This window comes from Spongiactinospora rosea (assembly GCF_003315795.1).
Classification (GTDB): Bacteria; Actinomycetota; Actinomycetes; order Streptosporangiales; family Streptosporangiaceae; genus Spongiactinospora; species Spongiactinospora rosea.
This window is the reverse complement of the sequence record NZ_QMEY01000006.1, coordinates 254,449-280,275: the sequence shown is the minus strand read 5'-3', so window position 1 is coordinate 280,275 and position 25,827 is coordinate 254,449. Positions and strand designations below refer to the sequence as shown.

Below are 25,827 nucleotides of genomic sequence, written 5' to 3'. Positions count from 1 at the left end.
ACTAGTGTCCATGACTGTTCCGGAAGCTCGTCGCTTTTCGCGCCTCCGCATTCTGTGGTCCTTCGCCCGCCCCTACCGGCGGACGCTGGCCGGCGGGCTGGTGCTCGCCCTGGCCGGTTCGGCGGTGAGCCTGGCCACCCCGATGGTCACCAAGTGGGTGCTCGACTCCCTCGGCGCGTCGACGTCGCTCGGCGGGCCGGTGGCGGCCCTGTTCGGGCTGCTGGTGTTCGGCGCGCTGATCTGGACCTGGCAGTGGATCGTGCTCGGCACGATGGGGGAGCGGGTCGTGTTCGACGCCCGGGCCGCCATGGTGCACCGGTTCTTCCGCGCCACCGTCCCCGCGATCACCGCCCGCTCGCCCGGCGAACTGGTCACCAGGGTCACCTCCGACACCGTGCTGCTGCGCGAGGCGGCCTCCTCCAGCGTCATCGCGCTGATCAACGGCGCCGTCACGTTGATCGGCACGCTGGTCCTGATGGCCGTCCTGGACATGGCCCTGCTCGGCGCCACGGTGGCGGCGGTGGCCGTGGTCGCCGTCCTGTTCGGTGTGCTGATGCCCGGCATCGCCAAGGCGCAGGAGCACGCCCAGGAGCACGTCGGGCGGATGGGCGGAGCGCTTGAGGGCGCGCTGCGCGCGATCCGCACCGTCAAGGCCGGCCGCGCCGGCGAGCGCCAGGCCGGCCGGATCGTGGCCGACGCCGAGAAGTCCGCCGAATTCGGCATCCGGGCCCTGCGCAGGGAGGCCGTCGCCTGGACCGTCGCCTGGTCGGGCGTCCAGTTCGCGATCATCATGATCCTCGGCCTCGGGGCCTGGCGGGTCGGCGCGGGGCTGCTGGAGGTGTCCAGCCTGATCGCCTTCCTGCTGTACGCCTTCGGGCTGATGGAGCCCATCACGGAGCTGAGCCAGAACATCACGGCCCTGCAGTCGGGGATCGCCGCCGCCGGGCGCATCCGTGAGGTGGACGCGCTCGACGTGGAGCCCGCCGCGCCCGCCGTACGGCAGAGCCACCCTGATCCGCGACCCGCAGGGGACGGGCCCGTCATCGAACTGCGCGGCGTCACCGCCGCCTACGGCCCCGGCCTCGAACCGGCCCTGCGCGGCGTCGATCTCGCCATTCCCCGGCGCGGCCACATCGCGATCGTCGGCCCCTCCGGCGCGGGCAAGACGACCTTGTTCTCGCTCATCCTGCGCTTCCTGGAGCCGGGTGAGGGCGAGCTGCTGATGTACGGCCGGCCGTACCGCGAGCAGGCCCACGACGACCTGCGGGCCCGGCTGGCCTACGTCGAGCAGGACACCCCCGTCGTGCCCGGCACGATCCGCGACAACCTGCTCCACGCCCACCCCGGCGCCACGCCCGAGGAGGTGCGCAGGGTGCTCGCGGAGGTCCGCCTGGCCGACAAGATCGACTCCCTGGAGGAGGGGCTGGACACCCCGCTGTCCGGTTCGTCACTGTCCGGCGGTCAGCGCCAGCGGATCGCGCTGGCCCGCGCTCTGCTGCGGACCCCCGACGTACTGCTCCTGGACGAGGCCACCGCCCAGCTCGACGGCCTCACCGAGGCCGCCGTCCAGGACTGCATCCGCGACCGCGCCAGGTCCGGGACGGTCGTCACGATCGCCCACCGGCTCTCCACGGTGGTCGACGCCGACACCATCATCGTGATGGAGGACGGCCGGATCCGGGCCACCGGCGGCCACGAGGAACTGCTGGCCACCGACCCGCTCTACCGCGAGCTGGTCAAGGCCCTGCGCATCGCGGCCCCCGTGGCCGCCGATCAGCCCTTGTAGTTGAAGATCTGGCGCAGCGTGTGACGGACCTCGACCAGGTCGCGCTGGTCCTCCATCACCTGGTCGATGGGCTTGTACGCCTCCGGGTGCTCATCGACCAGCGCCGCCGCGCGGCTTTCGTTCCAGGTGCGGCCCGCCATCGCCAGCTTCAGCGACGACGCCGTCAGCTCCCGCTTGGCCTGCCCGCGCGACATCCGGCGGCCCGCGCCGTGCGCGCAGGAGTTGTAGGAGTCGGGGTTGCCCCGCCCGCGCACGATGTAGGAGCGCGTCCCCATCGAACCCGGGATCACGCCCTCGTCGCCGACATCGGCCTTGATCGCCCCCTTCCTGGTGATCCACAGCCGCTTGCCGTGGTGGGTCTCCGCCTGGGTGAAGTTGTGGTGGCAGTTGATCGTACGCAGCCGGGTGCCCTTGCCCACGACTCGGAACAGTGCGTTGACCAGCACCTTGTCCATCCGGGCGCGGGAGGCCATGGCGTAGCGCTGGGACCAGAGCATGTCCTTGATGTAGGCGTCGAACTCGGCGGTGCCCTGGGTGAAGTAGGCGAGGTCGGGGTCTTCCAGGCCGAGCGCCTGCTCGCGCATCAGCTTCTTGGCGCCCGTGATGTGCATGGTCGCGAGCTGGTTGCCGATGCCGCGCGAGCCGGAGTGCAGCACCGTCCAGACCTGGTCGCGCTCGTCCAGGCAGACCTCGACGAAGTGGTTGCCCGAACCGAGCGTCCCGAACTGGTCGGCCACCTTCGCGTGCTGCCGGGAGGTCAGGGTGGTCTGCGGCAGCCCCAGATCGTCGAGCGCGCGGTCCACGGACGGGTCGCCGTGGCCCTTGCCCACGCCCGCCGGGATGCGCTTCTCCACCAGCGGCATCAGCGCGTCGAGCGAGGCGGGCAGGTCGGCGGCGGTGAGCGAGGTCTCGGTGGCGACCATGCCGCAGCCGATGTCCACGCCGACCGCGGACGGGATGATCGCTCCCTCGGTGGGGATCACCGATCCGACGGTCGCGCCGATGCCGACGTGCGCGTCGGGCATGAGCGCGACATGGCCCGACACGATGGGCAGCCGGGCCGCGCGGGCGGCCTGCGCGATCGCGCCATCGTCGATCTCGCTGGCCCACGACAGCAGGTTGGGCGCGGGCTGGTTCGGCATCACGGTCTCCTCGGTAGGACTCCCGTCCAGTCTGCCCACGGGCGCGTCAAGATCCCACTCGTTTTCCGACCCCCCGCTTTACAGAGCGGAACTCTGGTGCTCAGGAACGTCCCGGGGACCGGGCGAGACAGGGAGAATCGCCGATGCGGGGAAGAAAACCGGCTTCCCGTAATCTTCCAGTTAAGGATGGAGGTGAGGCCCGTGCTGCTGGATTCGTTCGGCCGGGTGGCCACCGATCTGCGGGTGTCGCTCACGGATCGGTGCAATCTTCGGTGCACCTACTGCATGCCGCCCGAGGGGCTCGACTGGCTTCCCAAGCCAGAGCTGCTCACCGCGGAGGAGATCATGCGGCTGGTCGCGATCGGAGTCGAGCGGCTGGGCATCACGGAAGTCCGCTACACCGGCGGCGAGCCGTTGCTCAGGCGTGAGCTGACCGAGATCGTGGCCCGTACCACCGGCCTGCGGCCGCGCCCCCAGGTGTCGCTGACGACCAACGGCATCGGCCTGGCCCGGCTGGCGGGCCCGCTCGCCGAGGCGGGCCTCGATCGCGTCAACGTGTCCCTCGACACCCTGGACGGCGACGTCTTCGTCCGGCTGTCCCACCGCGACCGGCTGCGCGACGTGCTCGCCGGGCTCTCGGCCGCGGCGGACGCGGGGCTGCTGCCGGTCAAGGTCAACACGGTCCTGATGCGCGGGATCAACGACCACGAGGCGGTCCGGCTGCTGGAGTTCTGCCTGGAGCGGGGGTATGAGCTGCGGTTCATCGAGCAGATGCCGCTGGACGCCCAGCACGGCTGGACCCGCGAGGGCATGGTGACCGCCGATGAGATCCTGGCCGTCCTCTCCTCCCGCCACGAGCTGACCCCCGCCGATCCGGTCGAGCGCGGCAGCGCCCCCGCCGAACTGTTCCTCGTGGACGGCGGCCCCGCCCGGGTGGGCGTGATCGGCTCGGTCACCCGGCCGTTCTGCGGGGCCTGCGACCGGGTGCGGATCACCGCCGACGGTCAGGTCCGCAACTGCCTGTTCGCCACCGAGGAGTCCGACCTGCGGGGTGCCATGCGCGCCGGGGCCTCGGACGACGAACTCGCCGAACGCTGGAAGGCGGCGGTGCGAATCAAGCGCGCCGGCCACGGCATCGACGACCCCAGCTTCCTCCAGCCCGCCCGTCCGATGTCGGCCATCGGCGGCTGACCCACCCGACGGCCCGCCCGTGGCCGCGCACACCAGCGGCTGCAGGAGGCGCGCCGCCTGGCCCGGCGGCGAGCACATTGGCCGGTACTGGCGCGGCGGACATATCGCCAGGCCCGATGGGCAGGCCCGCGAGCGGGCACGCCGGACGGCCCAACGGCGGGCCCAGCGCCGGTCCCGTGGTCGCGCACGGCGCGGCTGTAGGGGGCGCGGTGCCCGGCTCAGTGGCGGGCGCCGGTGTGCCGGGTGGCCTGGTGGTGAGCGCATTGGCCGGTACTGGACACAGGGCGCGGCGGTGGGCACAGAAGGCGCGGCGGACGTATCGGCAGGCCCGCGAGCGGGCCTGGTGGGCGGCCCGGCGGCGGGCGCGTCGATCGGTACCTGGGCGGCGTGCGGCGGTGGGTACAGGAGGCGTGGTGGGTGGATCGGCGGGGCCGGTGGTGGGGACGGACGTGGGTGTGGGAGTGGCCTACGATGCGGTGATCTTGGCCGGCGGGGGTGCGCGGCGGCTTGGGGGGCGGGACAAGCCCGCGATGGTGGTGGCCGGCCGTACGTTGCTGGAGCGGGTGGCGGACGCCGTGCCCGGCGCATGCCGCCTCATCGTGGTCGGCCCGGCCCGGCCGCTGCCCGGGGCGGTGTTCACCCGGGAGGATCCGCCCGGGGGCGGGCCGGTGCCCGCGTTGCGGGCCGGGCTGGCCGAGGTCACCGCGCCGTGGCTGGCGCTGCTCGCGGCCGACCTGCCGTTCCTGACCGGCGCGCACGTCCACGGCCTGCTGACAGCGGCCCAGGGCCGCGCCGGGGCCGTCCTGCTCGACGCTGAGGGCCGCGAGCAGTGGCTGGCGGGCGTCTGGCGGACGGCGGTGCTGCGCGAGGCCCTGGCCGCGTACGGCGGGCGCTCGCTGCACGGCCTGCTGGCCCCCCTCGCCCCGGCCGGCCTGGCGCTCCCGGGTACGCCCTGGTTCGACTGCGACACAATGGACGACCTACGGCAGGCCAGACAAGGAGCAGAGATGAACGTGCTGGCGGAATGGACCGCCCTGGTGTGCGCCGAACTCGGCGTCGACCCCGAGCGCGTGGACCGGGACCTGGTGCTCGACCTGACCAAGGACGTGGCCCACGGCGTGGCCCGCCCCGCCGCGCCGCTCACCGCCTACCTGCTCGGCCTGGCCGAGGGGCAGGGCACCGCCGCCCCCGGCGCCGCCGCACGGCTCGCCGCGCTCGCCCGCGGGTTCGAGCGGCGGGAGGCCGAGGACACCGGGGAGGCCACGGCGGACTGAACGGGCGCCGGCCGGTCGGACCTTGATCGGAGAAACCAAGGAATTCACATAAAAGTGCAGAAAAACCTTGGAAAAGGGCGACGCCGGGTGGTTACGGGGGCAAACCACCCGGCGTCGCGTCATCGGCGTTCCGACGGGGGCCCGGAACGCCGGCACCAGCGCCCTGACGGGGGACCAGAGCGCTTGGCTAAAGCGTACACCTACTACCCATAGGATGCGTCAAGAGTTAGTCACGACCCGATCTCACGACGGTGCCTTGGTATCTCGTTTTGGTTAGGCCCGGCGTCGTCCGGCTCCGGAGTGTCGCCCTTACCCCGCTCGTTGGCCCCGATCACGGCAACGTACGGCAAAAAGATCGCGCCGGCGATGAAGAGCGCCCTGATCGGCCATGGAGTGTCCAGCACCACGGCCAGCACGAGGCAGATGGTCCTGATGGCCATCTGGATGAGGTAGCGCTTCTCCCGGCGGCCGATGTCCTGGGTGAGCGAGGGCCGGGCGTCGGTCACGGCGTGCACGATCGGCCTGCGGTGCCACAGCTTCACGTTATCCACGGTAGACCTCCGGTCCGGTGGGTGCGATCGCGGCATCATGGTGGGATGACGGATCGAACGTATCGGGTGACGGAGATAGTCGGCACTTCGGGGGAGAGCGTTGATCAGGCCATCCGAAATGGAATACTGCGCGCTTCCCAAACGCTGCGACATCTCGACTGGTTCGAGGTGACAGAGATCAGAGGCGACATAACGGACGGGCAGGTAGGCCGGTTCCAGGTGGGCCTGAAAGTCGGCTTCCGCCTGGAAGACGCCTGAAGATCTTTTCCAGACCCGCCGGCACCCGGGTGCCATGGCCGGTCCCGCGCCGCGCATGCGCGCGGCGCGGGACCGGCCGGACGATGCCGGGTCAGCTCGCCTGGCTGACCGTGGACATGTTGAAGTCCGGCACCCGGACCGGCGGCATGATCGTGCGCGTGAAGTAGTCGTTCCACTCACGCGGCACGGTCTGCTTGCTCGCGCCCACCTCGCTGAGCCGGCCGAGCAGGTCCACCGGGCTCTCGTTGAACCGGAAGTTGTTCACCTCGCCGACCACCTCGCCGTTCTCCACCAGGTAGACGCCGTCCCTGGTGAGCCCGGTGAGGAGGAGCGTCTGCGGATCGACCTCGCGGATGTACCACAGGCAGGTGAGCAGCAGGCCGCGCTCGGTGCTCGCGATCATCTCCTCCAGCGAGCGCCCGCCCTCCGGCCCGGTCATGATCAGGTTGTCGATCGGCGGCGTGGCGGACAGCCCGGTCAGCTCCGCCGAGTACCGCGTCTGGAGCAGGTTCGTGAGCCTGCCCTCGGAGATCCAGTCGGTCGGCTCCAGCGGCAGCCCGTTGTCGAAGACCGAACTCTCCCGGCTGGACGCGTGCGCCACCACGAACGGCGCGCACTGGACGCCCGCCGCCGCCGGATCGCTGTAGAGGCGTACCGGCACCTGCGACAGCGTCTCGCCGACCCGCGTGCCCCCGCCCGCCGCGGAGAACACCGTGCGGCCGTCGGCGGCGTCGCGGGCCCCCGCCGACCAGTAGAGGTAGACCATCAGGTCGGCCACCGCGGTCGGCGGGATGATCGTCTCGTACCGCCCGGCGGGCAGGTCGACGCGGACCTTGGCCCAGTCGAGCCGCTGCGCCAGCGAGGCGTCCAGCGCCGCCACGTCGATCCCCGCGAAGTCGGGCGTGGCCAGGCCGGTCCACGCCGAGCGCTTCATGTCGGGCGACTTGGCGTTGAGCTCAAGGCGGCCGGTGGGCTGGTCGTGGCGTACTCGAAGACCGCTGGAGGACCCCACGAACGTGCTGGTGAGGGTGTGCTCGGCGAAGCCGTACAGCCGCCTGCCGCCGGACTCCGCCGCGGCGAACGCCTCGCCCAGCGCGGGCGCGAGCTCGCTGTAGACGCCGATCGAGGTGACCGCGGCCGGTTCGGTCCAGTCGCCCGAGGAGCGGGCGTCCACCAGCGGGCGGGCGTCCTCGGCGGGCTGCGCGTCGCGCGCCGCCGCGTCGGCCGCCGCGACGACCTCGGCCAGCCGCTCCTCGGAGCGCACCCCGGCGCGCGAGACCACCCCGACGCCCTGCCCGGACACCGAGATCACCGTCAGCCGGGCGCTGCGCGCCACGCCGTTGGTGGTCAGCGTGTTGCCCGCGAAGCGCAGGTTGGCGGTGGAGCCCTCCTCCACGATCACGACACGGTCGTCTGCGCCGTCTCGCGCGAGCGCCCGCTCGACCATCTCCTGCGGGGTCATCACTTGCCACCCTCCTGCACGGTGTTGAGGATCCGCACGCCGCGGAAGAGCGCCGCCGGGCAACCGTGGCTGACCGGCGCGACCTGCCCCGGCTGGCCCTTGCCGCAGTTGAACGCCCCGCCGAGCACGTACGTCTGCGGCCCGCCGACGGCCTCCATCGACCGCCAGAAGTCGGTGGTGGTGGCCTGGTAGGCCACGTCGCGGAGCTGGCCGTCCAGCCTGCCGCCGGTGATGCGGTAGAAGCGCTGGCCGGTGAACTGGAAGTTGTAGCGCTGCATGTCGATGGACCAGCTCTTGTCGCCCTCGACGTAGATGCCCCGCTCGACCCCGGCGATCAGCTCCTCGGTGGAGGGGCCGCCCTCGGCCGGTTTGAGCGAGACGTTGGCCATCCGCTGGATCGGCATGTGCCCGGGGGAGTCGGCGAACGCGCAGCCGTTGGACCTGCCGAAGCCCTTCATCAGCGCCATCCGCCGGTCGAGCTGGTAGCCGCTCAGCACGCCGCCGGTGATGATGTCGAACTCCCGGGTGGCCACGCCCTCGTCGTCGTAACCGATGGTGGCCAGGCCGTGCTCGGCCGTACGGTCGCCCGTGACGTTCATCACCGGCGAGCCGTACACCAGCTCGCCGAGCTTGTCGAAGGTGGCGAAGCTGGTGCCCGCGTAGGCCGCCTCGTAGCCGAGCGCTCGGTCCAGCTCCGTCGCGTGACCGATCGACTCGTGGATCGTCAGCCACAGGTTGGACGGGGCGATCACCAGGTCGTACTCGCCCGCCTCCACCGACGGCGCGGCCAGCTTCTCGGCGAGGTGGCCGGGCAGCTCGGCCAGCTCGCTCGCGAAGTCCCAGCCGGTGCCGGTGAGGTACTCGTACCCCCGCCCGGCGGGCGGCGCGAGGGTCCGCATCTCCTCGAAGCGGCCCTCGGCGGCCTTCATCGCGGTCAGCGCCGGATGCAGCCGCACCCGCTGCTGGGTGGTGACCGTGCCCGCGCTGTCGGCGTAGAACTTCTGTTCCTTGACCTGCATCAGCGAGGCCTGCACGTGGTCGGCGTGCGCGAGCAGCCCGCCCGACCAGTCGGCCAGCAGCGCGACCTTCTCCGCGAGCGGGACCTCGAAGGGATCGACATCGTAGGCCGACACCCAGGTCACCTCGCCGTGGACCGGCTCGGGGGCCAGCTCGATCGGCTCCCGGTTGACGGCCGCGGCCACGGTGGCCACCTCGACCGCCTGCTCGGCGACCCGCGCGGCGGCCTCGGGGGTCAGGTCGATCCCGGCGGCGAAGCCCCACGTGCCGTTCTTGACGACACGTACGGCGTAGCCCAGATCGTCGGCGTCCATAGAGCCTTCCAACCGGGCGTCATAGAGGCGAAGGGTTTCGGCACGCACGCGTTCGAGCCGGAAGTCGGCGTGTTCGACGCCGAGGTCTCCGGCGCGCTGCAACGCCGCGTCCGCCAGCCGCCGCAGGGGCAGCGCGAGGAAATCTGCATCGATCTGGCGCATGTCAACGATCCTAACCGTGTGATCTTGTCCTTCCCGGACAACCCGGCTACCGGCGGGTAGGCGCTAACGTCGCATCCATGAGTCGTTCTGTTCTCGTCACCGGTGGCAATCGCGGCATCGGCCTCGCGATCGCCCGTGAACTGGCCGCCGGCGGTGACGCCGTGGCGGTCACCTACCGCTCGGGTGAGCCCCCCGAGGGACTGTTCGGCGTCAGGTGCGACGTGACGAGTGCGGCCGACGTCGATGCCGCGTTCGGCAAGGTGGAGGCCGAGCAGGGCCCGGTCGAGGTGATCGTGGCCAACGCGGGCATCACCAAGGACACCCTGCTGGCGATGATGAAGGAGGACACCTTCACCGACGTCATCGACACCAACCTGACCGGCGCCTACCGGGTCGCCAAGCGGGCCACCCGTGGCATGCTCAGGCTCAAGCGGGGCCGCATGATCCTGATCTCCTCCGTGGTCGCCCTGTCGGGCTCGGCCGGGCAGACCAACTACGCGGCATCCAAGGCGGGCCTCATCGGCTTCGGCCGCTCGCTCGCCCGCGAGCTGGGCTCGCGCGGGATCACGGTCAACGTGGTGACCCCCGGCTTCGTCGAGTCCGACATGACGGCCCAGCTGGACGAGGCCCGCCAGGAGCAGATCCGCAAGAGCATCCCGCTGGGACGCTACGCCAGCCCGGCCGAGGTCGCCCGGGTGGTCAAGTTCCTGGCAAGCGACGAAGCGGCCTACATCACCGGGGCGGTCATCCCGGTCGACGGCGGCCTGGGAATGGGGCACTGAAGTGGGAATCCTCGAAGGCAAGCGCATCTTGGTCACCGGCGTCCTGACCGACGCCTCCATCGGGTTCGCGGTGGCGAAGGTCGCCCAGGAGCAGGGCGCGAGCGTCGTCCTGACCGGGTTCGGCAGGCTCAGCCTGGTCGAGCGGATCGCCAAGCGGCTGCCCGAGACGCCGCCGGTGCTCGAACTCGACGTCCAGGACACCGGCCACCTCGACTCCCTGGCCGACCGCGTGGGCGAGCACCTGGACGGCCTGGACGGCATCGTCCACTCCATCGGCTTCGCCCCGCAGTCGGCGATGGGCGGCAACTTCCTCAACACCTCGTGGGAGGACGTGGCCACGGCGGTGCACGTCTCGACCTACTCCTTCAAGTCGCTCGCGGTGGCCTGCCTGCCGCTGATGAAGGAGGGCGGGTCGATCGTCGGCCTCGACTTCGACGCCAGCCGCGCCTGGCCGGTCTACGACTGGATGGGCGTGGCCAAGGCCGGCCTTGAGTCCTGCGCCCGGTACCTGGCCCGCGACCTCGGCCCGCAGGGCATCAGGGTCAACCTGGTGGCCGCGGGGCCGCTGCGCACGATGGCCGCCAAGAGCATCCCGGGCTTCGCCGAGTTCGAGGACTCCTGGCCCTCCCGCGCCCCCCTCGGCTGGGACCTCGCCGACACCACCCCCACCGCCCGCGCCTGCGTCGCCCTCCTGTCCGACTGGTTCCCCGCCACCACCGGCGAGATCGTCCACGTGGACGGCGGAGTCCACGCCGTCGGCACCTGACCCTCCCCCTGATCACCTTCCTCGGCACCCGCCGAAGACGCCCGACCCCACAAGGCCCCGCGAAGCCCCGCTCCGCGGGGCCTCCGCACGCTTTCGTGTCACCGCCGGTACGGCCGCTCGATGGTGTGCCGTTCCCTGGATTGATCGGGCGGTTCCGTGCGGATGGCGTCCCACCTAGTGGTGTAAAAGTCCAGTGATCACGGTCATACCTCGTGGACCGGCAAGAACGGCCGTGGTCCGCCGGATCATGACCGCCCCGGCCGCACCCCCACGGGCGCCGCAACGGCGAGACGCGCGACGGCGGTGCCCGGCGCCCGCCAACGGCGATCCGCCGGAACGCGGAGCCAGGCGGCTTTTCCACCACTCGTGGGGACGCCATCCCCGTGCGGCCCCGCTTCGCTGGTCTGTGGCGTGGCCTGGCTCCGGCGGGTGCGGCCGGCCAGTGACCCGCCGCCCACGGTGCTGGTGTGGTCGCTTTCCTGTATTCGTCGGGCGGCGGCGGAGGTATGTGCGGGGCGCGTTGGGTGTTTAGGCTGTGGCCATGTCGTGCCACCGCGGGTACGGCCGCTCGATGGTGTGCCGTTCCCTGGATTGATCGGCGGCGACGGGATCCGCCACTTGAAGCCAGGTGACCCGTCGCCCACGGTGGTGGCGTGCCGTTTCCCGGGGCGCTCATCGGGCGGCGGTGGGATGGCCGGCCGTTGAGGTCCCTCCGGTGCCGCTTCGCACGGCTGCACGATTTGGAGGCGGCGGGGCGGGGGCCGGGCCCGGCCGCGGGGGAGGGCGTCAGGCGAGTTTGTGGGTGCCGTTGCGGGCGCGCATGGGGTCGAAGGGCATTGAGTCGGGGTGCTCCTCGCGGGCGCGCCTGGTGTGGCTGATCCGGGCCGCCAGGATGGCCGACAGCAGCAGCGCCGCGGTGAGCGCCGTGCCGAGCACGTCCGAGCGCCGTGCCGGGCGCACGATGGGCCTGGCGTCCCGCATCTGCGGCAACCGCTCGGTGTACGGCCACAGCGGCTCGAACCTCGGCCGCTCAGGGTCCACCGTCTTGGCCTTGGCCCGGCGCCCGGTGTCGGTGAGCCGGGTACGCGGGCCGGGCGGCGCCGAGGGGCGTACCGGGACCAGGCCGACCTCCTCGCGCTCCCGCCCGTCGCGCTGCGACGGCACGGGCGTGGGGATCGGCGGCCCGGGCGTGGCCGTGGGCCAGGGGGAGGGGGTCTCGCGCTCCGCCGGGATGGTGGGCGCGGGCGTGATCGTGCAGCCGGGCCGTTCCATCAGGCACGGGCCCTGGCTCTCCTCCAGGGTCGGCTCCTCGCCGCGGGGCCCGAGCGACGGCTGCGTCGGGCGCGGGCTCTGCGGCCGGTCGGTGGGCGCGAAGCCGTCGTCCCTGTCGTGACCGTGACCGTTCCCGTTCCCGTTGTCGTGCCCGTTCCCATTGCCATTGCCGTTCTTGCCACCGTCGCCCCGCTCGCCGTCCTCCCGCCGCTTACCGCCGTGCAGCTTCTCTCCCGTCTCGTCGATCTTTTCCGTGAGCGGCTTCAGCTTGTCGCCGGTCACGTCGTCCACCACGTCGGTGACGCCGTCGACCAGCTCGCACACCCCTCCGGTCAGGTTGGAGACCAGCCCGCCGTTGCCTCCCGGATCGCAGTCGCCGCCGGGTAATCCCGCCGCCGGCGGTGCCCCGGCCGCGACGCCTCCCAGTGCGAGCACCAAGGCGCCCGCAGAGACGGCGGCCTTCCGCCTTCCCCTCCCCATGGAACTTCCCCTCCGCCTCACGCCATGCCGCGCGGCGCGCGCCCGCTGATGTCCAGGTCGTCGCTCCGCGCCCGCTATGGCAGCCATCCGTGGGTTACCCCTCAGTCACCCGGTTGACAGTTTTGTGAACTCGCCCGAATTTTCAGCAGAAAGTTGCGATTCGGTATCGACTAGTGATACGTGAGGTCCGCTCTCGTATCCCGCCGGGGCTCGGGCGTGAACATGCGCATCTCAGTCCGCGGAGACGTCGTCAAGGGCTTCCCTGATCTCCCTGGGCAAAACCAGTTCCTCCGCCTCCAGCACACCGGTGAGCTGCGCGTCGGTACGTGCGCCGACGATGGCCGAGGCGACTCCGGGCTGGTCGCGCACCCAGGAAAGCGCCACCGCCAAGGGCGAGACGCCGAGACCTTCCGCCGCGGTCGTGACAGACTCCACCACGCGGCGGGACCGCTCGTCCAGATAGGGACGGACGAACTCCGCGAAATGCGGGGTCGCCGCCCGCGAGTCGGCCGGGATGCCGGTGCGGTACTTGCCGGTCAGCACCCCGCGCCCGAGCGGAGACCAGGCCAGTACGCCCGCGCCGACGAACTCGGCCGCGGGCAGCAGTTCGCGCTCGGCGTCTCTGGCGAGCAGCGAGTATTCGGCCTGGACCGCCACGACCGGGGCGTGCCCCGGCGTGGCGCGCTGGGCGACGCCCGCCGCGGCGACCTGCCACCCCGCGTAGTTGCACACCCCCGCGTAGGCCGCCCGCCCGGAGGACACGATGGCGTCCACGGCGGCCAGCGTCTCGTCCAGCGGCACCTCGGGGTCGAACGCGTGCAACTGCCACAGCTCCACGTCATCGACGCCCAGCCGGGCCAGCGAGGAGTCCACCGCCGTCAGCAGGTGCCGCCGGGACGCGTCGCAGGGCCGCCCGCCGTCGGGCGTGAGCACCGCCTTGGTGGCGATGACCACCTCGGAGCGCGGGACGACGTCGCGCAGCAGCCTGCCGAGCAGTCGTTCGGAGTCGCCCCCGGAGTAGACGTCGGCGGTGTCGACGAGCGTGCCCCCGGCCTCGGCGAACGTGCGAAGCTGCGCCGCCGCCTCCTCCGGGCCGGTGTCGCGTCCCCACGTCATCGTGCCGAGGCCGAGACGCGAGACCGAAAGCCCGCTCCGCCCGACATAGCGCTGCTCCATGATCAGGCCAGATTACCGTCAGCGGCCCATCCGCGTGGTAGAGCCTCATGCCCTGGTATGGGCCTCGGCGAGGCCGATGTCGCGAAGGCCGATGCCCCTTTTCCGCGTCCCGGCCCCCATAGCACGCGACGGTCGAGGGCCGTTCTGGGGCGAGGGTGCCCGGATGGGGGTGACACGACCTAGGCTGGACGGCGTGACGACGCTGTTGCTGGCCCGGCACGGGCTGACCGAGCTCACCGGCCCGGTCCTCGCGGGCTGGACCCCGGGGGTCCATCTGAGCGAGGCGGGCGCGGCACAGGCCAAGGCGCTCGGCGAACGACTGGCCGGGCTCGACCTCGACGCGATCGTCAGCAGCCCGCTGGAGCGCTGCCAGGAGACCGCCCAGGCCGTGGCGGCGGGCCGTGCGGGGATCCGCGTGGAGACCGACGAGCGCTTCGGGGAGTGCCGTTATGGCGAGTGGACCGGCAGGCCGCTGAAGGAGCTGGCCGCGGACCCCCTCTGGCCGGTCGTGCAGTCCCACCCGAGCGCGGTGACGTTCCCCGGGGGAGAATCCCTCACCGCCGTGCAGCATCGCGCGATCACCGCGGTGCGCGAGTGGAATGCCCGGCTTGGTGCTGAAGGCGTATATCTGGTGTGCAGCCACGGCGACGTGATCAAAGCCATCGTCGCCGACGCCCTGGGGCTCCATCTCGACCAGTTCCAGCGGATCATCGCAGATCCGGCCTCGGTGACCGCGATCCGCTACACCCCGCTGCGGCCCTTCGTGCTCAGACTCAACGACATCGGGGGCGACGTGGCCGGCCTGCGCCCGCCGCCCGCCGCAGAGCACAAAGACGGGGGAGAAAACCCCACCGGGAGCGACGCCGCTGTCGGCGGCGGCGCCGGAAGCACGTAAGGTCGGGCTATGCCGGTCTTCGACTACGACTCGCCGGAGAGGTTCGTGGCCGGTGCCGTGGGGCAGCCGGGGGCACGCGCCTTCTACCTCCAGGCCCGCGAGGCCGGGCGGCTGACGACGGTCGCCCTGGAGAAGTTCCAGGTCGCCGCGCTCGCCGACCGCCTCGACGAGTTGCTCGACGAGGTGCTGCGGATGAGCGGCGGCGCCTCCCGGGTCCCCGCCATGGCACCGGCCGACCTGACCGACAACGCGCCTCTCGACCTGCCCATCAGCGAGGACTTCCGGGTGGGCACCATGGCCCTGGCCTGGGACGAGGACACGGGCCAGGTGGTGATCGAGGCGCAGGAGATCACCGACGAGGAGGATCTCGACCCCACGGAGCCGGCGGTGCTGCGCGTGCGCGTCAGCGCCGGCGTCGCGAGGGCCTTCACCAAGCGCGCGCTCGCGGTCGTCGCCGCGGGCCGGCCGCCGTGTCCGCTGTGCGGCCGCCCGCTCGACGCGGACGGTCACGTCTGTGTCCGTCTCAACGGTCATCGGGGCAGCCTTCAGGGGGGTGCGTGAGCGAGAGATCCATCGGTGCCCGCGTGCGCTATGGGCTCCGTGTGCCGGGAGGATCACGTGTTCGGGGGGATCGCCGCGCACGCGCGGCGCGGGCGGAGGAGAGGTCATGACGGCCGAGGGCGAGTCCGCCTTGAGAGCGCAGCCGGTGCTGGACGACGAGACGGCGCTGCGACTGCTCCGCGAGGGCCGGCTGGAGGTGGCGGGCCGGCTGGTCGAGGCCAGCAACATGACGCTCTACTGCACGGTGCGCCTGGGCGACCTCAGCGCCGCCTGCGTCTACAAGCCGGTACGCGGCGAGCGCCCGCTGTGGGACTTCCCGGACGGCACGCTCGCCGCCCGTGAGGTGGCCGCCTTCGAGGTCTCCAAGATCACCGGGTGGCGGATCGTGCCGCCCACCGTCTACCGCGACGGGCCGTTCGGCCCCGGCATGTGCCAGCTCTGGATCGACGCCGACGACCAGGTCGACCTCATCGCGCTGATCCGCAGCAGGCACCCCGGGCTGCGCCGGATGGCGGTGTTCGACGCCGTCGTCAACAACGCCGACCGCAAGGGCGGCCACCTGCTGCCGCTGGCCGACGGCCACGTCTACGGCGTCGATCACGGCGTCTGCTTCTCCCACGAGGACAAACTGCGCACGGTGCTGTGGCAGTGGCGCGGCAAGCAGCTTCCCCGCGAGGCGGTCAACGTGCTCGGCCGGCTGCACCGCGAGCTGGAGAACGGCAGGCTCGGCCGCCGGCTGCGCGAGCTGCTGACCCTGCCCGAGCTGGCCGCCACCCAGGCCAGGGTGACCCGCCTCATCGAGAGCGGCCTGCACCCCAACCCCTCCGAGGACTGGCCCGCCATCCCCTGGCCGCCGATCTGACCCCCGCCCGCGCCGCCCCCGATCCCGGCGGCGTAGCCTGCACAGGACGCGCGGGAGGGAAGGCGGACGCGGATGTGCACGGTGGTCGTCGGCTTCGCGCCGGAGGAGGAGGCGCCGGTGATCCTGGCCGGTGTCAGGGACGAGCTGAAGGGCCGCCCCTGGACACCACCGGGCGAGCACTGGCCCGATCACCCCGGCGTGCTCGGCGGGCGCGATCTGCGGGCGGGCGGCACCTGGCTGGCGGTCGATCCGGTGGGGGTCCGGGCGGCGGCGTTGCTGAACGGCCGCGGCGTCCTCGCGCGCGATGACATCCGGCGCTCCCGCGGCGACCTGCCGCTGCTCGCCCTGCGCCGCGGCGACCTGCCCGACGTCGATCTGTCCAGGTACGACCCGTTCCACCTGGTGCTCGCCGAGCGCTCTGAGGTCCGGATGTGGCACTGGGACGGCGGCCGGCTGACCGCCGACAAGCTCCCGCCCGGCACCCACATGATCGTGAACAGCGGCTGGGAACAGGGCACGGACAACCCGCGGGTGGCCCACTTCCGCCCCCGGTTCGCCGCCCTGCCGCGCCCCGGCCGCGCGGGCGCCGGCGCCCCGGACGCCTACTGGGGCCCCTGGCTGGACCTGGCCTCGGGCGACGGCCTGCCCACGGCCGACGAGCGCGCGCTGATCGTGTGCAGGAGGCTGCCCGGCGGGCAGGTCTGGGGCTCCTCGTCGGTCACGCTGCTCGCGCTGGCCCGCGACGGCGTGCGCTACGACTTCTCCGCCCGCCCCGCCGACCCCGCCGCCTTCCGCCGGGTCCTGCCCGCGCCCTGAACGCCGCCCCTCCATCCCAGGTGGCGGTGCCCATGCGCGGATTACGCACAAGTAGGCTCAGGGCATGCGATCGTGGTCTGCTCCCAAGGTCTCCCGGCTCCCCGGCCAAGGCGAGGTCCCGCGCCTGTACGACACCGCGGCGGGCGAGGTCCGCCCGACCCGGCCCGGCCCCACCGCCCGGATGTACGTCTGCGGCATCACCCCCTACGATGCCACCCACCTGGGCCACGCCAACACCTACCTGGCCTTCGACCTGCTGAACCGGGTATGGCGGGACGCCGGCCACGAGGTGAGCTTCACCGAGAACATCACCGACGTGGACGATCCGCTGCTGGAGCGGGCCGAGCGGGACGGCCAGGACTGGCAGGAGCTCGCGGCCAGGGAGATCGACCTGTTCCGCGCCGACATGGAGGCCCTGCGCATCCTGCCGCCCAGCCGCTACGTCGCGGTCACCGAGGTGATCGGCGAGGTCGCCGAGCTGATCGAGCGGCTGCGCGACAAGGGCGCGACGTACGAGCTCGACGGCGACGTCTACTTCAACGCGGGCGCCGCCCCCAAGTTCGGCGCGGTCTCCGGCTACTCCGAGGAGCGGATGCTCGCGCTGTTCGGCGAGCGCGGCGGCGACCCGGAGCGGCCGGGCAAGCACAACCCGCTGGACTGGGCGCTGTGGCGGGCCGAGCGGCCGGGAGAGCCCGGCTGGGACTCCCCGTTCGGCCGGGGCAGGCCGGGCTGGCACATCGAGTGCACCGCGATCGCCCTGGCCGATCTCGGCCCCGGCTTCGACGTGGCGGGCGGCGGGTCCGACCTGATCTTCCCGCACCACGAGATGGGCGCCTCCGAGGGGCACGTGGCGACCGGCGAGTGGCCGTTCGCCAAGGCGTACGTCCACGCGGGAATGGTCGCCCTGGACGGCGAGAAGATGTCCAAGTCCAAGGGCAACCTGGTGTTCGTCTCCGCGCTCCGGCGGGAGACCGACCCGATGGCGATCAGGCTGGCCCTGCTGGCCCGGCACTACCGCGCCGACTGGGAGTGGACCGGCGGGCAGCTCGCCGATGCGCAGGAGCGGCTGGAGCGCTGGCGCCGGGCCGTGGCGCTGCCCGCGGGCCCCGCCGCCGAGCCCGTGCTGGCCGAGGTCCGCGCCCGGCTGGCCGACGACCTGGACGCCCCCGGGGCGCTGGCCGCGATCGACTCCTGGGCGCGGGAGGCGCCGGCGGGCGGCGGTACGGACGGGCGGGCCCCGGGGCTGGTCCGCGAGATCGCCGACACCCTGCTCGGGGTCGCGCTCTGATCAGGAGCCGGCGGCCTCGAACCGCTCGCGCTCCTCGGCGGGCAGGTGGTCGATGAACAGCACGCCGTCGAGGTGGTCGGTCTCGTGCTGGAGCACTCTGGCGAGCACGCCGAGCGCCCGCACGGTGACCGGCTTGCCGTACATGTCGCGGCCCCTGGCGGTCACCGCGTAGGCGCGCTCCAGGGGCCACCACTGGCCGGGCGCGGACAGGCACGCCTCGTCGGCGACGACCCTGCGCGCGGACGGCTCCAGGCGCGGGTTGACGATGTGGCCGGACTTGCCGTCGTAGTCGTAGACGACCACCCGCGCGGAGATCCCGATCTGCGGCGCGGCCAGGCCCGCCCGCCCGGACCCCGCGCGCATGGTGGTGGTGAGCTGCTTGACGAGCGTGCGCAGTTCGCGGTCGAAGGCGGTGACCGGCTCGGCCGTACGCCGGAGCACGGGATCGCCGAACAGGCGGATCTGCTGGAGGGTCATTCGCGTCTCCCCGCGGCGATGACTGACGGGCGTCCGGTTGCCGTCATCGTTCGTCCCCACGCCCGGCGTGCCCCAACCGCGCCGCGGGGAGCCGGTCAGCCCTCGCCGCCGTGGTCGCGCCGCCGCAGATAGCGCTCGAACTCGGCGGCGATGGCGTCGCCGCTGGCCTCGGGCAGATCGGCGGCGTCCTTGCGCTCCTCGAGCTCCCTGACGTATTCGGCGACCTCGCTGTCCTGGGAGGCCAGCTCATCGACGCCGTGCTCCCAGGCCCGCGCCTCCTCCGGCAGGTCGCCGAGCGGCATGGGGATGTCGAGCAGGTCCTCGGCCCGGCGCAGCAGCGCCAGCGTGGCCTTGGGGTTGGGCGGCTGGGCGACGTAGTGGGGGACCGAGGCCCATAGCGAGACCGCGCGCAGGCCGGCCGTGCCGAGCGCCTGCTGCAGGACTCCGACGATGCCGGTGGGGCCCTCGTAGCGGGTCAGCTCCAGATGGATCTGCCGGGCCAGCCCGGGATCGGTCGCCGCGCCCACGATCGGCACCGGACGCGTGTGGGGGGAGTCGTTGAGCAGCGCGCCCAGGATCACCGCCAGCTCGACGCCCAGCTCCTGGCACAGCAGCACGATCTCCTCGCAGAAGGACCGCCACCGCATGTTCGGCTCGATGCCGCGCAGCAGCACGACGTCGCGCTCGACGCCGGGCGGCCTGGCCACCGAAAGGCGCGTGGTGGGCCAGGTGATGGAGCGGCTCTGGCCGTCGGTGAGCTCGACGATCGGCCGGGTGACCTGGAAGTCGTAGTAGTCCTCCGGGTCGAGCGCGACCAGTGGGGTGGCCTTCCACGCCCGCTCCAGATGGCCGAGCGCGCCGCTGGATGCCTCACCGGCGTCGTTCCACCCCTCGAACGCGGCGATCAGCACCGGATCGACGAGCTCGGGGAGCCCTTCGAGCTCGATCACGCGCCGCCTCCTCTCCGCTGTACTGGGCTAAGCCTATGCGTTGAGGGGCCCCTTGGTGCCATACGGCCGGGAGTACCGTGAGCGTTCGGCGAGCGCCGCCGGTACCGTGGGACCACCGTAGGAGTGCGCCTCCCACGACCGATCCTCCAGGGGATCGCATTAAGCTTGAGCCCATGACAAGCCGACCGTCCTTGCGTGCAGTCATGTCCGAGCGCGTCGTGGTGGCCGACGGGGCGATGGGCACGATGCTTCAGGCCCATGACGTGACACTGGACGACTTCGAAGGCCACGAGGGCTGCAACGAGGTCCTCAACGTCACCCGGCCGGACATCGTGCGGTCGGTGCACGACGCCTACTTCGAGGTGGGCGTGGACTGCGTGGAGACCAACACCTTCGGCACCAACCTCGCGGCGCTCGGCGAGTACGGCATCGCCGAGCGGGTCTTCGAGCTGGCCGAGGCCGGCGCGCGGCTGGCCCGCGAGCGGGCCGACGCCTGGAGCACCGACGAGCGGCCCAGGTTCGTGCTCGGCTCGATGGGCCCGGGCACCAAGCTGCCCACCCTCGGGCACGCGCCGTTCGCCTCGCTGCGCGACGCCTACCGCGACAACGCCGCAGGGCTGATCGCGGGCGGCGCGGACGCCTTGATCATCGAGACCTCCCAGGACCTCCTGCAGGTGAAGGCCGCCGTGATCGGCGCGCGGCGGGCCATCGCCGACGCCGGCCGCGACGTGCCGATCATCGCCCAGGTGACGATCGAGACCAACGGCGCGATGCTGCTCGGCTCCGAGATCGGCGCGGCGCTGACCGCGATCGAGCCGCTCGGCGTCGACGTGATCGGCCTCAACTGCGCGACCGGCCCCGCCGAGATGAGCGAGCACCTGCGCTACCTCTCCCGGCACAGCCGGCTGGCCCTGTCCTGCATGCCCAACGCGGGGCTGCCGCAGCTCACCTCCGACGGAGCGCGCTACCCGCTGTCCCCCTCCGAGCTCGCCGACGCGCACGGCGCCTTCACCCGCGACTACGGCCTGTCCCTGGTCGGCGGCTGCTGCGGCACCACTCCAGAGCACCTGCGCCAGGTGGTCGAGCGGGTGCGCGGCGCGGAGATCGCCGAGCGGCGGCCCCGCCCCGAGCCCGGCGCCGCCTCCCTCTACCAGCACGTCCCCTTCCGCCAGGACACCTCCTACCTGGCGATCGGCGAGCGCACCAACGCCAACGGCTCCAAGGCGTTCCGCGAGGCGATGCTCGCCGAGCGGTGGGACGACTGCGTGGAGATGGCCCGCGAGCAGGCCCGCGACGGGGCGCACATGCTCGACCTGTGCATCGACTACGTCGGCCGCGACGGCGTCGCCGACATGAAGGAACTGGCCTTCCGGTTCGCCACCGCCTCCACGCTGCCGATCGTGCTCGACTCCACCGAGCCCGCGGTCCTTGAGGCCGGGCTGGAGCTGATCGGCGGCCGCGCGACGATCAACTCGGTCAACTACGAGGACGGCGACGGCCCCGACTCCCGCTTCCAGCGGGTGATGCGCCTGGTGCGCGAGCACGGCACGGCCGTGGTGGCGCTGACCATCGACGAGGAGGGCCAGGCCCGCACCGCCGAGTGGAAGGTCCGGGTGGCGACCCGCCTGATCGAGTCGCTGACCCGCGAGTGGGGCATGCACGTCGAGGACATCATCGTCGACTGCCTGACGTTCCCGATCGCCACCGGCCAGGAGGAGACCCGCAGGGACGGCCTGGAGACCATCGAGGCCATCGCCGAGCTGAAGCGCCGCTACCCGGGCGTGCAGACCACGCTCGGCGTCTCCAACGTCTCCTTCGGCCTCAACCCGGCCGCCCGGATCGTCCTCAACAGCGTCTTCCTCAACGAGTGCGTCAACGCCGGGCTCGACTCGGCGATCGTGCACGCCTCCAAGATCCTTCCGATGGCCCGCATCCCCGACGACCAGCGGCAGGCCGCGCTGGACCTGGTCTACGACCGCAGGCGCGAGGGGTACGACCCGCTGGCGCACTTCATGGAGCTGTTCGAGGGCGTCGACGTGGCCGCGCTGCGGGCGGGCAAGGCGGCCGAGCTGGCCGGGCTGCCGCTGTGGGAGCGGCTCAAGCGCCGCGTCGTGGACGGCGAGCGCAAGGGCCTGGAGACCGACCTGGACGAGGCGCTGGCCCAGCGCCCGGCCCTGGAGATCATCAACGACGTGCTCCTCGACGGCATGAAGACCGTCGGCGAGCTGTTCGGTTCCGGTCAGATGCAGTTGCCGTTCGTGCTCCAGTCGGCCGAGGTGATGAAGACCGCCGTCGCCTACCTCGAACCGCACATGGAGAAGCTCGACGGCGGCGGCAAGGGCCGGATCGTGCTGGCCACCGTCAAGGGCGACGTCCATGACATCGGCAAGAACCTCGTCGACATCATCCTGTCCAACAACGGCTACGAGGTGGTCAACCTCGGCATCAAGCAGCCGGTGACCGCGATCCTGGAGGCGGCCGAGGACAAGAGCGCCGACGTGATCGGCATGTCCGGCCTGCTGGTCAAGTCCACCGTGGTGATGAAGGAGAACCTTGAGGAGATGAACTCCCGGGGCATCTCCACCCGGTTCCCGGTGCTGCTCGGCGGCGCCGCGCTCACCCGCGCCTACGTCGAACAGGACCTCGCCGACGTGTTCCAGGGTGAGGTCCGCTACGCCCGCGACGCGTTCGAGGGCCTGCGCCTGATGGACGCCTTCATGGCCATCAAGCGCGGCGAGGACGGCGCGCGCCTGCCCGAGCTGCGCGCCCGGCGGGTGAAGACCGGCGCGGCGCTGGACCGCACCCCCGAGGAGGAACTGCCCGCCCGCTCCGACGTGGCCGCCGACAACCCGGTGCCCACCCCGCCGTTCTCGGGCGACCGCGTGGTCAAGGGCATCTCGCTGGGCGAGTACGCCGCGTTCCTGGACGAGCGGGCGACGTTCATGGGCCAGTGGGGGCTCAAGCCCGCGCGGGGCGGCTCGGGTCCCTCCTACGAGGAGCTGGTGGAGACCGAGGGCAGGCCGCGGCTGCGGATGTGGCTGGACCGGCTGCAGACCGAGGGCCTACTGGAGGCCGCCGTGGCCTATGGCTACTTCCCGTGCGTCAGCGAGGGCGACAACCTGATCATCCTCGACGACGCCGGCAACGAGCGGACCAGGTTCACCTTCCCCCGCCAGCGCCGCGACCGGCACCTCTGCCTGTCCGACTTCTTCCGCTCCCGCGAGTCCGGCGAGACCGACGTGATCGCCTTCCAGGTGGTCACCATGGGCAACCGGATCTCCGAGGCCACCGCGGAGCTGTTCGCCAAGGACGCCTACCGCGACTACCTGGAGCTGCACGGCCTGTCGGTGCAGCTCACCGAGGCGCTGGCCGAATACTGGCACGCGCGGGTGCGCTCGGAGCTGGGCATCGGCGGCCAGGAGTCGCTGGACGACATGCTGAAGGTCAACATCCGCGGCTGCCGCTACTCCTTCGGCTATCCTGCCTGTCCCAACCTCGAAGACCAGGTGCAGGTGATGGAGTTGCTCGACCCCGCACGGATCGGGGTGAACCTCTCGGAGGAGTTCCAGCTCCACCCCGAGCAGGCCACCTCGGCCCTCGTCGTCCACCACCCCGAGGCCAAGTACTTCAATGTCTGATCTGCCCGGGGCCGTCTTCTTCGACATGGACGGCCTGCTCGTGGACACCGAGAAGGTCTGGTTCGAGGTCGAGGCCGAGGTGATGAAACGCCTCGGCGGGTCCTGGGGGCCCGACGACCAGGAACACCTCGTGGGGGGCTCACTGCCCTCCACGGTGGCCTACATGCTCAAGACCTCCGGCTCGGACACCGACCCGGCGGAGGTCGCCGAGTGGATGCTCGGCGGCATGACCGCCAGGCTCCGCGAGGGCGGCGTCGAGCTGATGCCCGGCGCGGGCGCCCTGCTGCGCGCGGTGCGCGCCACGGGCGTCCCCACGGCCCTGGTGACCTCCTCGGCCCGCGTGGTGGCCGAGCAGTGCCTTGCGGCCATCGGCCGCCACTTCTTCGACCACGTGGTCACCGGCGACGACGTCTCGCGTACCAAGCCCGATCCCGAGCCCTACCGGCTCGCCGTGGCGCTGGCCCGGGTCGAGGCGCGGCGCTGCGTGGTCCTTGAGGACTCGCCCAACGGCGTGACCTCGGCCACCGCCGCCGGGTGCCGGGTGGTCGCGGTGCCGAGCCTGCTGCCCATCCCACCGGCCCCCGGCCGGATGATCGCCGGTTCGCTGACCCAGGTGGACGTGGCGCTGCTCGCCAGGGTGGCCGCCCCCAGCGAGCCCTGATCGTCCCCCTAGGGGCCCGGTCGCCGATCAATCCCCCTCCGGTAGGAGAGGAGGGGGCGCTTTCGCATGCCAGGATGGTAGGGACGAAGCGACACGAGGGGGCGGCCCGAAATGGATCAGATCGCGTGGTTGCCGCTGTGCGCCGGTGTGACCGGTGTGGGGCTGGTGATCAGTTTCCTGCTGCTGCGGCGTAAGGGCGCCGCGGCCGGGCTGCGTGCGGCGGCCTGGTCGCTGCTGCCGATGGCCGCCTACCTCACGGGGGCCCTGCCCGTGCTGTGGAAGGTCGGCACCGCGCTCGTGGGCTTCGTGACCGGCCTGGTGTTCTCGCCGACCGTGTGGATCGGCGTGGCCCTGACCGGGCTCGCGGTGGTCCTCTTCCTCGTCTCGGGCTTCCTGCGCGGCCGGGGCCGGGCCAAGGCCGACCGGCGGACCGGCGCCCCTGCCGAGCCCGCGCAGCGGCAGGCCGCACCGGCGCAGCCGCGTCCGGGTGTCGCCGCTCCCGCTCCCGCTTCCGCGACGCAGCCACTGCCCACCCGGCGACCGGCGCCCGCGAAAAAGGCGGCAGATGATGATTTTTCCGACATTGAGGACATTCTTAAGCGGCGCGGAATCAGCTGACGGCGCTTAGGTTCTGACCGAAATTCGAGTCAGGGGCGATGTCAAGGCTCTTCTCCGCCCTCGGTCACCCTCCGTGATCTCCTCCGTAGTGGGGTGCGCGAGCACCCCATACCGGTCACGGGGGGTGATGGCCGTTATGATGCGAGTAAGGGCGCGTGTCACCGAATCGAGACGGAATCAGAACAAGTTCTAGATAATCGGCCAAGATCGATACGAATGCGTGTCGCGTGAATCACGGTTGCGCTACATCGCTGGCCAAAGGGCTAGTCAGCGCTGCTGGACGCATACATTCTGCCTTCCGGGGACCGCACTAAAGCGGCTTCCCCATTCAGGCGCACACCCGCGCCTGCCGGGACAACGTCGTCTGTGACCCAGGGGGCTGAAGTATGACCGCACCGCTCGACGTCTCCGGATCGGCCTCGGAGGCCCCACCGGAGTCGGTGCTGGAGGGCGGCGGGAAGATCGCCGGCCGGTCGCTCGGGCAGATCGCGTGGTCGCGGCTGAAACGCGACAAGGTCGCCATGGCCGGCGCGGGCATCGTGATCCTCCTCATCCTGATGGCGATCTTCGCCCCCGCCATCGTCGCGGTGCTCGGTCATCCGCCGCAGGAGTTCCATGAGGATCTGACCGACCCCAACACGGGGGTGCCGCTCGGCGCGTTCGGTGGGATGAGCTGGGAATACCTGTTCGGCCTGGAGCCGAGGAACGGGCGCGACCTGTTCAGCCGCGTCGTGTACGGCGCGCGGATCTCCCTGCTGATCGCCTTCCTGGCCACCCTGGTCTCGGTGCTGCTCGGCACCCTGGCCGGCGTCGTGGCCGGCTACTTCGGCGGCTGGGTGGACACCCTGATCGGCCGCACGATGGACGTCTTCCTGGCCTTCCCGCTGCTGGTCTTCGCCATCGCCCTGGTGGGCGCGATCCCGGACACCGCGTTCGGGCTCACCGGCGACTCGCTGCGGATCGCCCTGCTGGTGTTCATCATCGGCTTCTTCAACTGGCCCTACATCGGGCGGATCATCCGCGGCCAGACGTTGTCCCTACGCGAACGCGAGTTCGTCGACGCCGCGCGCAGCCTGGGTGCGCGCTGGCCGCACATCATCTTCCGCGAGCTGCTGCCGAACCTGATAGCGCCGATCCTGATCTACGCGACGCTGCTGATCCCGTCGAACATCCTGTTCGAGTCGGCGCTGTCGTTCCTCGGGGTCGGGGTCCGGCCGCCCACGCCCACCTGGGGCGGCATGCTGGCCGACGCGGTGCGCTTCTTCACGTTGCCGCACTTCGCGATCTTCCCGGGGATGGCCATCTTCATCACGGTGCTGTCCTTCAACCTGTTCGGCGACGGATTGCGGGACGCCTTCGACCCGCGCACCCGTTAGCCCGCCCACCTTCCACGATCCCCCGGCTCCATATCCCAACAAAGGGGTGCGA

Annotated in this window: 23 protein-coding genes; 15 read left to right on the top strand and 8 right to left on the bottom strand. The window is 71.8% G+C overall.

Translation table 11 applies throughout. From position 1 onward, the window contains the following. Positions 1-10: 10 nt before the first annotated feature. Entirely contained in the window at positions 11-1,786 is a 1,776-nt protein-coding gene (locus DP939_RS17430) for an ABC transporter ATP-binding protein (RefSeq protein ID WP_113981752.1), read from the top strand. On the opposite strand, the gene DP939_RS17425 is transcribed toward DP939_RS17430, so the two are convergent. Then, entirely contained in the window at positions 1,774-2,928 is a 1,155-nt protein-coding gene (locus DP939_RS17425; RefSeq protein ID WP_113981751.1) for an RtcB family protein, read from the bottom strand. The genes DP939_RS17430 and DP939_RS17425 overlap by 13 nt on opposite strands. A 201-nt stretch (positions 2,929-3,129) precedes the next feature. Between DP939_RS17425 and moaA the strand changes: the two genes are divergently transcribed. Both moaA and DP939_RS49115 read left to right on the top strand, forming a co-directional pair. After that, positions 3,130-4,119 carry a GTP 3',8-cyclase MoaA gene (moaA, locus tag DP939_RS17420; RefSeq protein ID WP_113981885.1) on the top strand — a complete coding sequence of 330 codons (990 nt, stop codon included), beginning with the start codon at positions 3,130-3,132 and terminating at the stop codon, positions 4,117-4,119. Between the two features lie 116 nt (positions 4,120-4,235). Then, positions 4,236-5,393 carry an NTP transferase domain-containing protein gene (locus tag DP939_RS49115; protein ID WP_199565215.1) on the top strand — a complete coding sequence of 386 codons (1,158 nt, stop codon included), beginning with the start codon at positions 4,236-4,238 and terminating at the stop codon, positions 5,391-5,393. Positions 5,394-5,623: 230 nt separating this feature from the next. On the opposite strand, the gene DP939_RS17410 is transcribed toward DP939_RS49115, so the two are convergent. Continuing rightward, entirely contained in the window at positions 5,624-5,935 is a 312-nt protein-coding gene (locus DP939_RS17410; protein ID WP_113981749.1) for a DUF3099 domain-containing protein, read from the bottom strand. Positions 5,936-5,989: 54 nt separating this feature from the next. Between DP939_RS17410 and DP939_RS17405 the strand changes: the two genes are divergently transcribed. Then, positions 5,990-6,202, top strand: coding sequence for a dodecin (locus tag DP939_RS17405; RefSeq protein ID WP_111169827.1), 213 nt, complete (start codon positions 5,990-5,992; stop codon positions 6,200-6,202). Between the two features lie 91 nt (positions 6,203-6,293). Here DP939_RS17405 and DP939_RS17400 read toward each other — a convergent pair whose 3' ends face one another. Continuing rightward, positions 6,294-7,664, bottom strand: a complete 1,371-nt coding sequence (locus DP939_RS17400) for a metallopeptidase TldD-related protein (RefSeq protein WP_113981748.1) — start codon at positions 7,662-7,664, stop codon at positions 6,294-6,296. Further along, positions 7,664-9,157 carry a TldD/PmbA family protein gene (locus tag DP939_RS17395; protein WP_113981747.1) on the bottom strand — a complete coding sequence of 498 codons (1,494 nt, stop codon included), beginning with the start codon at positions 9,155-9,157 and terminating at the stop codon, positions 7,664-7,666. The genes DP939_RS17400 and DP939_RS17395 overlap by 1 nt, the downstream gene beginning before the upstream one ends. A gap of 77 nt (positions 9,158-9,234) precedes the next feature. Between DP939_RS17395 and fabG the strand changes: the two genes are divergently transcribed. Together fabG and fabI are read left to right on the top strand one after the other, a co-directional pair. Beyond that, on the top strand, positions 9,235-9,939 hold the full coding sequence (gene fabG, locus DP939_RS17390) for a 3-oxoacyl-ACP reductase FabG (RefSeq protein WP_113981746.1): 705 nt from the start codon (positions 9,235-9,237) through the stop codon (positions 9,937-9,939). A 1-nt stretch (position 9,940) separates the two neighbouring features. Further along, positions 9,941-10,705: an enoyl-ACP reductase FabI gene (gene fabI, locus DP939_RS17385; protein ID WP_113981745.1), complete on the top strand. Its 765-nt coding sequence runs from the start codon at positions 9,941-9,943 to the stop codon at positions 10,703-10,705. A gap of 786 nt (positions 10,706-11,491) precedes the next feature. Here the strand turns inward: fabI and DP939_RS17380 are convergent. Beyond that, positions 11,492-12,412, bottom strand: a complete 921-nt coding sequence (locus tag DP939_RS17380; protein ID WP_147268031.1) for a hypothetical protein — start codon at positions 12,410-12,412, stop codon at positions 11,492-11,494. Between the two features lie 276 nt (positions 12,413-12,688). Continuing rightward, a complete protein-coding gene (locus tag DP939_RS17375; protein ID WP_113981743.1) occupies positions 12,689-13,633 on the bottom strand; it encodes an aldo/keto reductase in 945 nt (314 codons plus the stop codon). Positions 13,634-13,826: 193 nt separating this feature from the next. On the opposite strand from DP939_RS17375, the gene DP939_RS17370 reads away from it, so the two are divergent. The 5 genes from DP939_RS17370 (at position 13,827) to mshC (ending at position 18,055) form a co-directional block, all read left to right on the top strand. After that, a complete protein-coding gene (locus DP939_RS17370) occupies positions 13,827-14,528 on the top strand; it encodes a histidine phosphatase family protein (RefSeq protein ID WP_113981742.1) in 702 nt (233 codons plus the stop codon). Between the two features lie 9 nt (positions 14,529-14,537). Then, on the top strand, positions 14,538-15,089 hold the full coding sequence (locus DP939_RS17365) for a DUF3090 domain-containing protein (RefSeq protein WP_113981741.1): 552 nt from the start codon (positions 14,538-14,540) through the stop codon (positions 15,087-15,089). A 106-nt stretch (positions 15,090-15,195) separates the two neighbouring features. Then, positions 15,196-15,951, top strand: coding sequence for an SCO1664 family protein (locus tag DP939_RS17360; protein ID WP_113981740.1), 756 nt, complete (start codon positions 15,196-15,198; stop codon positions 15,949-15,951). A gap of 72 nt (positions 15,952-16,023) precedes the next feature. Continuing rightward, a complete protein-coding gene (locus DP939_RS17355) occupies positions 16,024-16,767 on the top strand; it encodes an NRDE family protein (protein WP_113981739.1) in 744 nt (247 codons plus the stop codon). Positions 16,768-16,831: 64 nt separating this feature from the next. Further along, the gene (gene mshC, locus DP939_RS17350; protein WP_113981738.1) at positions 16,832-18,055 is read left to right on the top strand and encodes a cysteine--1-D-myo-inosityl 2-amino-2-deoxy-alpha-D-glucopyranoside ligase; all 1,224 of its coding nucleotides are present in this window, start codon (positions 16,832-16,834) and stop codon (positions 18,053-18,055) included. Here mshC and def read toward each other — a convergent pair whose 3' ends face one another. Together def and DP939_RS17340 are read right to left on the bottom strand one after the other, a co-directional pair. Then, on the bottom strand, positions 18,056-18,532 hold the full coding sequence (def, locus tag DP939_RS17345; RefSeq protein ID WP_113981737.1) for a peptide deformylase: 477 nt from the start codon (positions 18,530-18,532) through the stop codon (positions 18,056-18,058). Positions 18,533-18,627: 95 nt separating this feature from the next. Continuing rightward, positions 18,628-19,482, bottom strand: a complete 855-nt coding sequence (locus DP939_RS17340) for a PAC2 family protein (RefSeq protein WP_113981736.1) — start codon at positions 19,480-19,482, stop codon at positions 18,628-18,630. Between the two features lie 173 nt (positions 19,483-19,655). On the opposite strand from DP939_RS17340, the gene metH reads away from it, so the two are divergent. The 4 genes from metH (at position 19,656) to DP939_RS17320 (ending at position 25,775) form a co-directional block, all read left to right on the top strand. Continuing rightward, a complete protein-coding gene (metH, locus tag DP939_RS17335; RefSeq protein WP_113981735.1) occupies positions 19,656-23,120 on the top strand; it encodes a methionine synthase in 3,465 nt (1,154 codons plus the stop codon). Then, on the top strand, positions 23,113-23,781 hold the full coding sequence (locus DP939_RS17330) for an HAD family hydrolase (protein WP_113981734.1): 669 nt from the start codon (positions 23,113-23,115) through the stop codon (positions 23,779-23,781). The genes metH and DP939_RS17330 overlap by 8 nt, the downstream gene beginning before the upstream one ends. Positions 23,782-23,892: 111 nt before the next feature. Then, a complete protein-coding gene (locus tag DP939_RS17325; RefSeq protein WP_113981733.1) occupies positions 23,893-24,399 on the top strand; it encodes a cellulose synthase in 507 nt (168 codons plus the stop codon). Between the two features lie 386 nt (positions 24,400-24,785). Further along, the gene (locus DP939_RS17320; RefSeq protein ID WP_113981732.1) at positions 24,786-25,775 is read left to right on the top strand and encodes an ABC transporter permease; all 990 of its coding nucleotides are present in this window, start codon (positions 24,786-24,788) and stop codon (positions 25,773-25,775) included. Positions 25,776-25,827 lie beyond the last annotated feature (52 nt).

Coding starts and splice junctions, on each gene's coding strand:
- DP939_RS17430 (WP_113981752.1), top strand. CDS start 11: ATGACTGTTCCGGAAGCTCGTCGCTTTTCGCGCCTCCGCATTCTGTGG.
- DP939_RS17425 (WP_113981751.1), bottom strand. CDS start 2,928: ATGCCGAACCAGCCCGCGCCCAACCTGCTGTCGTGGGCCAGCGAGATC.
- DP939_RS49115 (WP_199565215.1), top strand. CDS start 4,236: ATGGGCAGGCCCGCGAGCGGGCACGCCGGACGGCCCAACGGCGGGCCC.
- DP939_RS17405 (WP_111169827.1), top strand. CDS start 5,990: ATGACGGATCGAACGTATCGGGTGACGGAGATAGTCGGCACTTCGGGG.
- DP939_RS17400 (WP_113981748.1), bottom strand. CDS start 7,664: ATGACCCCGCAGGAGATGGTCGAGCGGGCGCTCGCGCGAGACGGCGCA.
- DP939_RS17395 (WP_113981747.1), bottom strand. CDS start 9,157: ATGCGCCAGATCGATGCAGATTTCCTCGCGCTGCCCCTGCGGCGGCTG.
- fabG (WP_113981746.1), top strand. CDS start 9,235: ATGAGTCGTTCTGTTCTCGTCACCGGTGGCAATCGCGGCATCGGCCTC.
- DP939_RS17375 (WP_113981743.1), bottom strand. CDS start 13,633: ATGGAGCAGCGCTATGTCGGGCGGAGCGGGCTTTCGGTCTCGCGTCTC.
- DP939_RS17365 (WP_113981741.1), top strand. CDS start 14,538: ATGCCGGTCTTCGACTACGACTCGCCGGAGAGGTTCGTGGCCGGTGCC.
- DP939_RS17360 (WP_113981740.1), top strand. CDS start 15,196: ATGACGGCCGAGGGCGAGTCCGCCTTGAGAGCGCAGCCGGTGCTGGAC.
- DP939_RS17355 (WP_113981739.1), top strand. CDS start 16,024: ATGTGCACGGTGGTCGTCGGCTTCGCGCCGGAGGAGGAGGCGCCGGTG.
- mshC (WP_113981738.1), top strand. CDS start 16,832: ATGCGATCGTGGTCTGCTCCCAAGGTCTCCCGGCTCCCCGGCCAAGGC.
- def (WP_113981737.1), bottom strand. CDS start 18,532: ATGACCCTCCAGCAGATCCGCCTGTTCGGCGATCCCGTGCTCCGGCGT.
- metH (WP_113981735.1), top strand. CDS start 19,656: ATGACAAGCCGACCGTCCTTGCGTGCAGTCATGTCCGAGCGCGTCGTG.
- DP939_RS17330 (WP_113981734.1), top strand. CDS start 23,113: ATGTCTGATCTGCCCGGGGCCGTCTTCTTCGACATGGACGGCCTGCTC.
- DP939_RS17325 (WP_113981733.1), top strand. CDS start 23,893: ATGGATCAGATCGCGTGGTTGCCGCTGTGCGCCGGTGTGACCGGTGTG.
- DP939_RS17320 (WP_113981732.1), top strand. CDS start 24,786: ATGACCGCACCGCTCGACGTCTCCGGATCGGCCTCGGAGGCCCCACCG.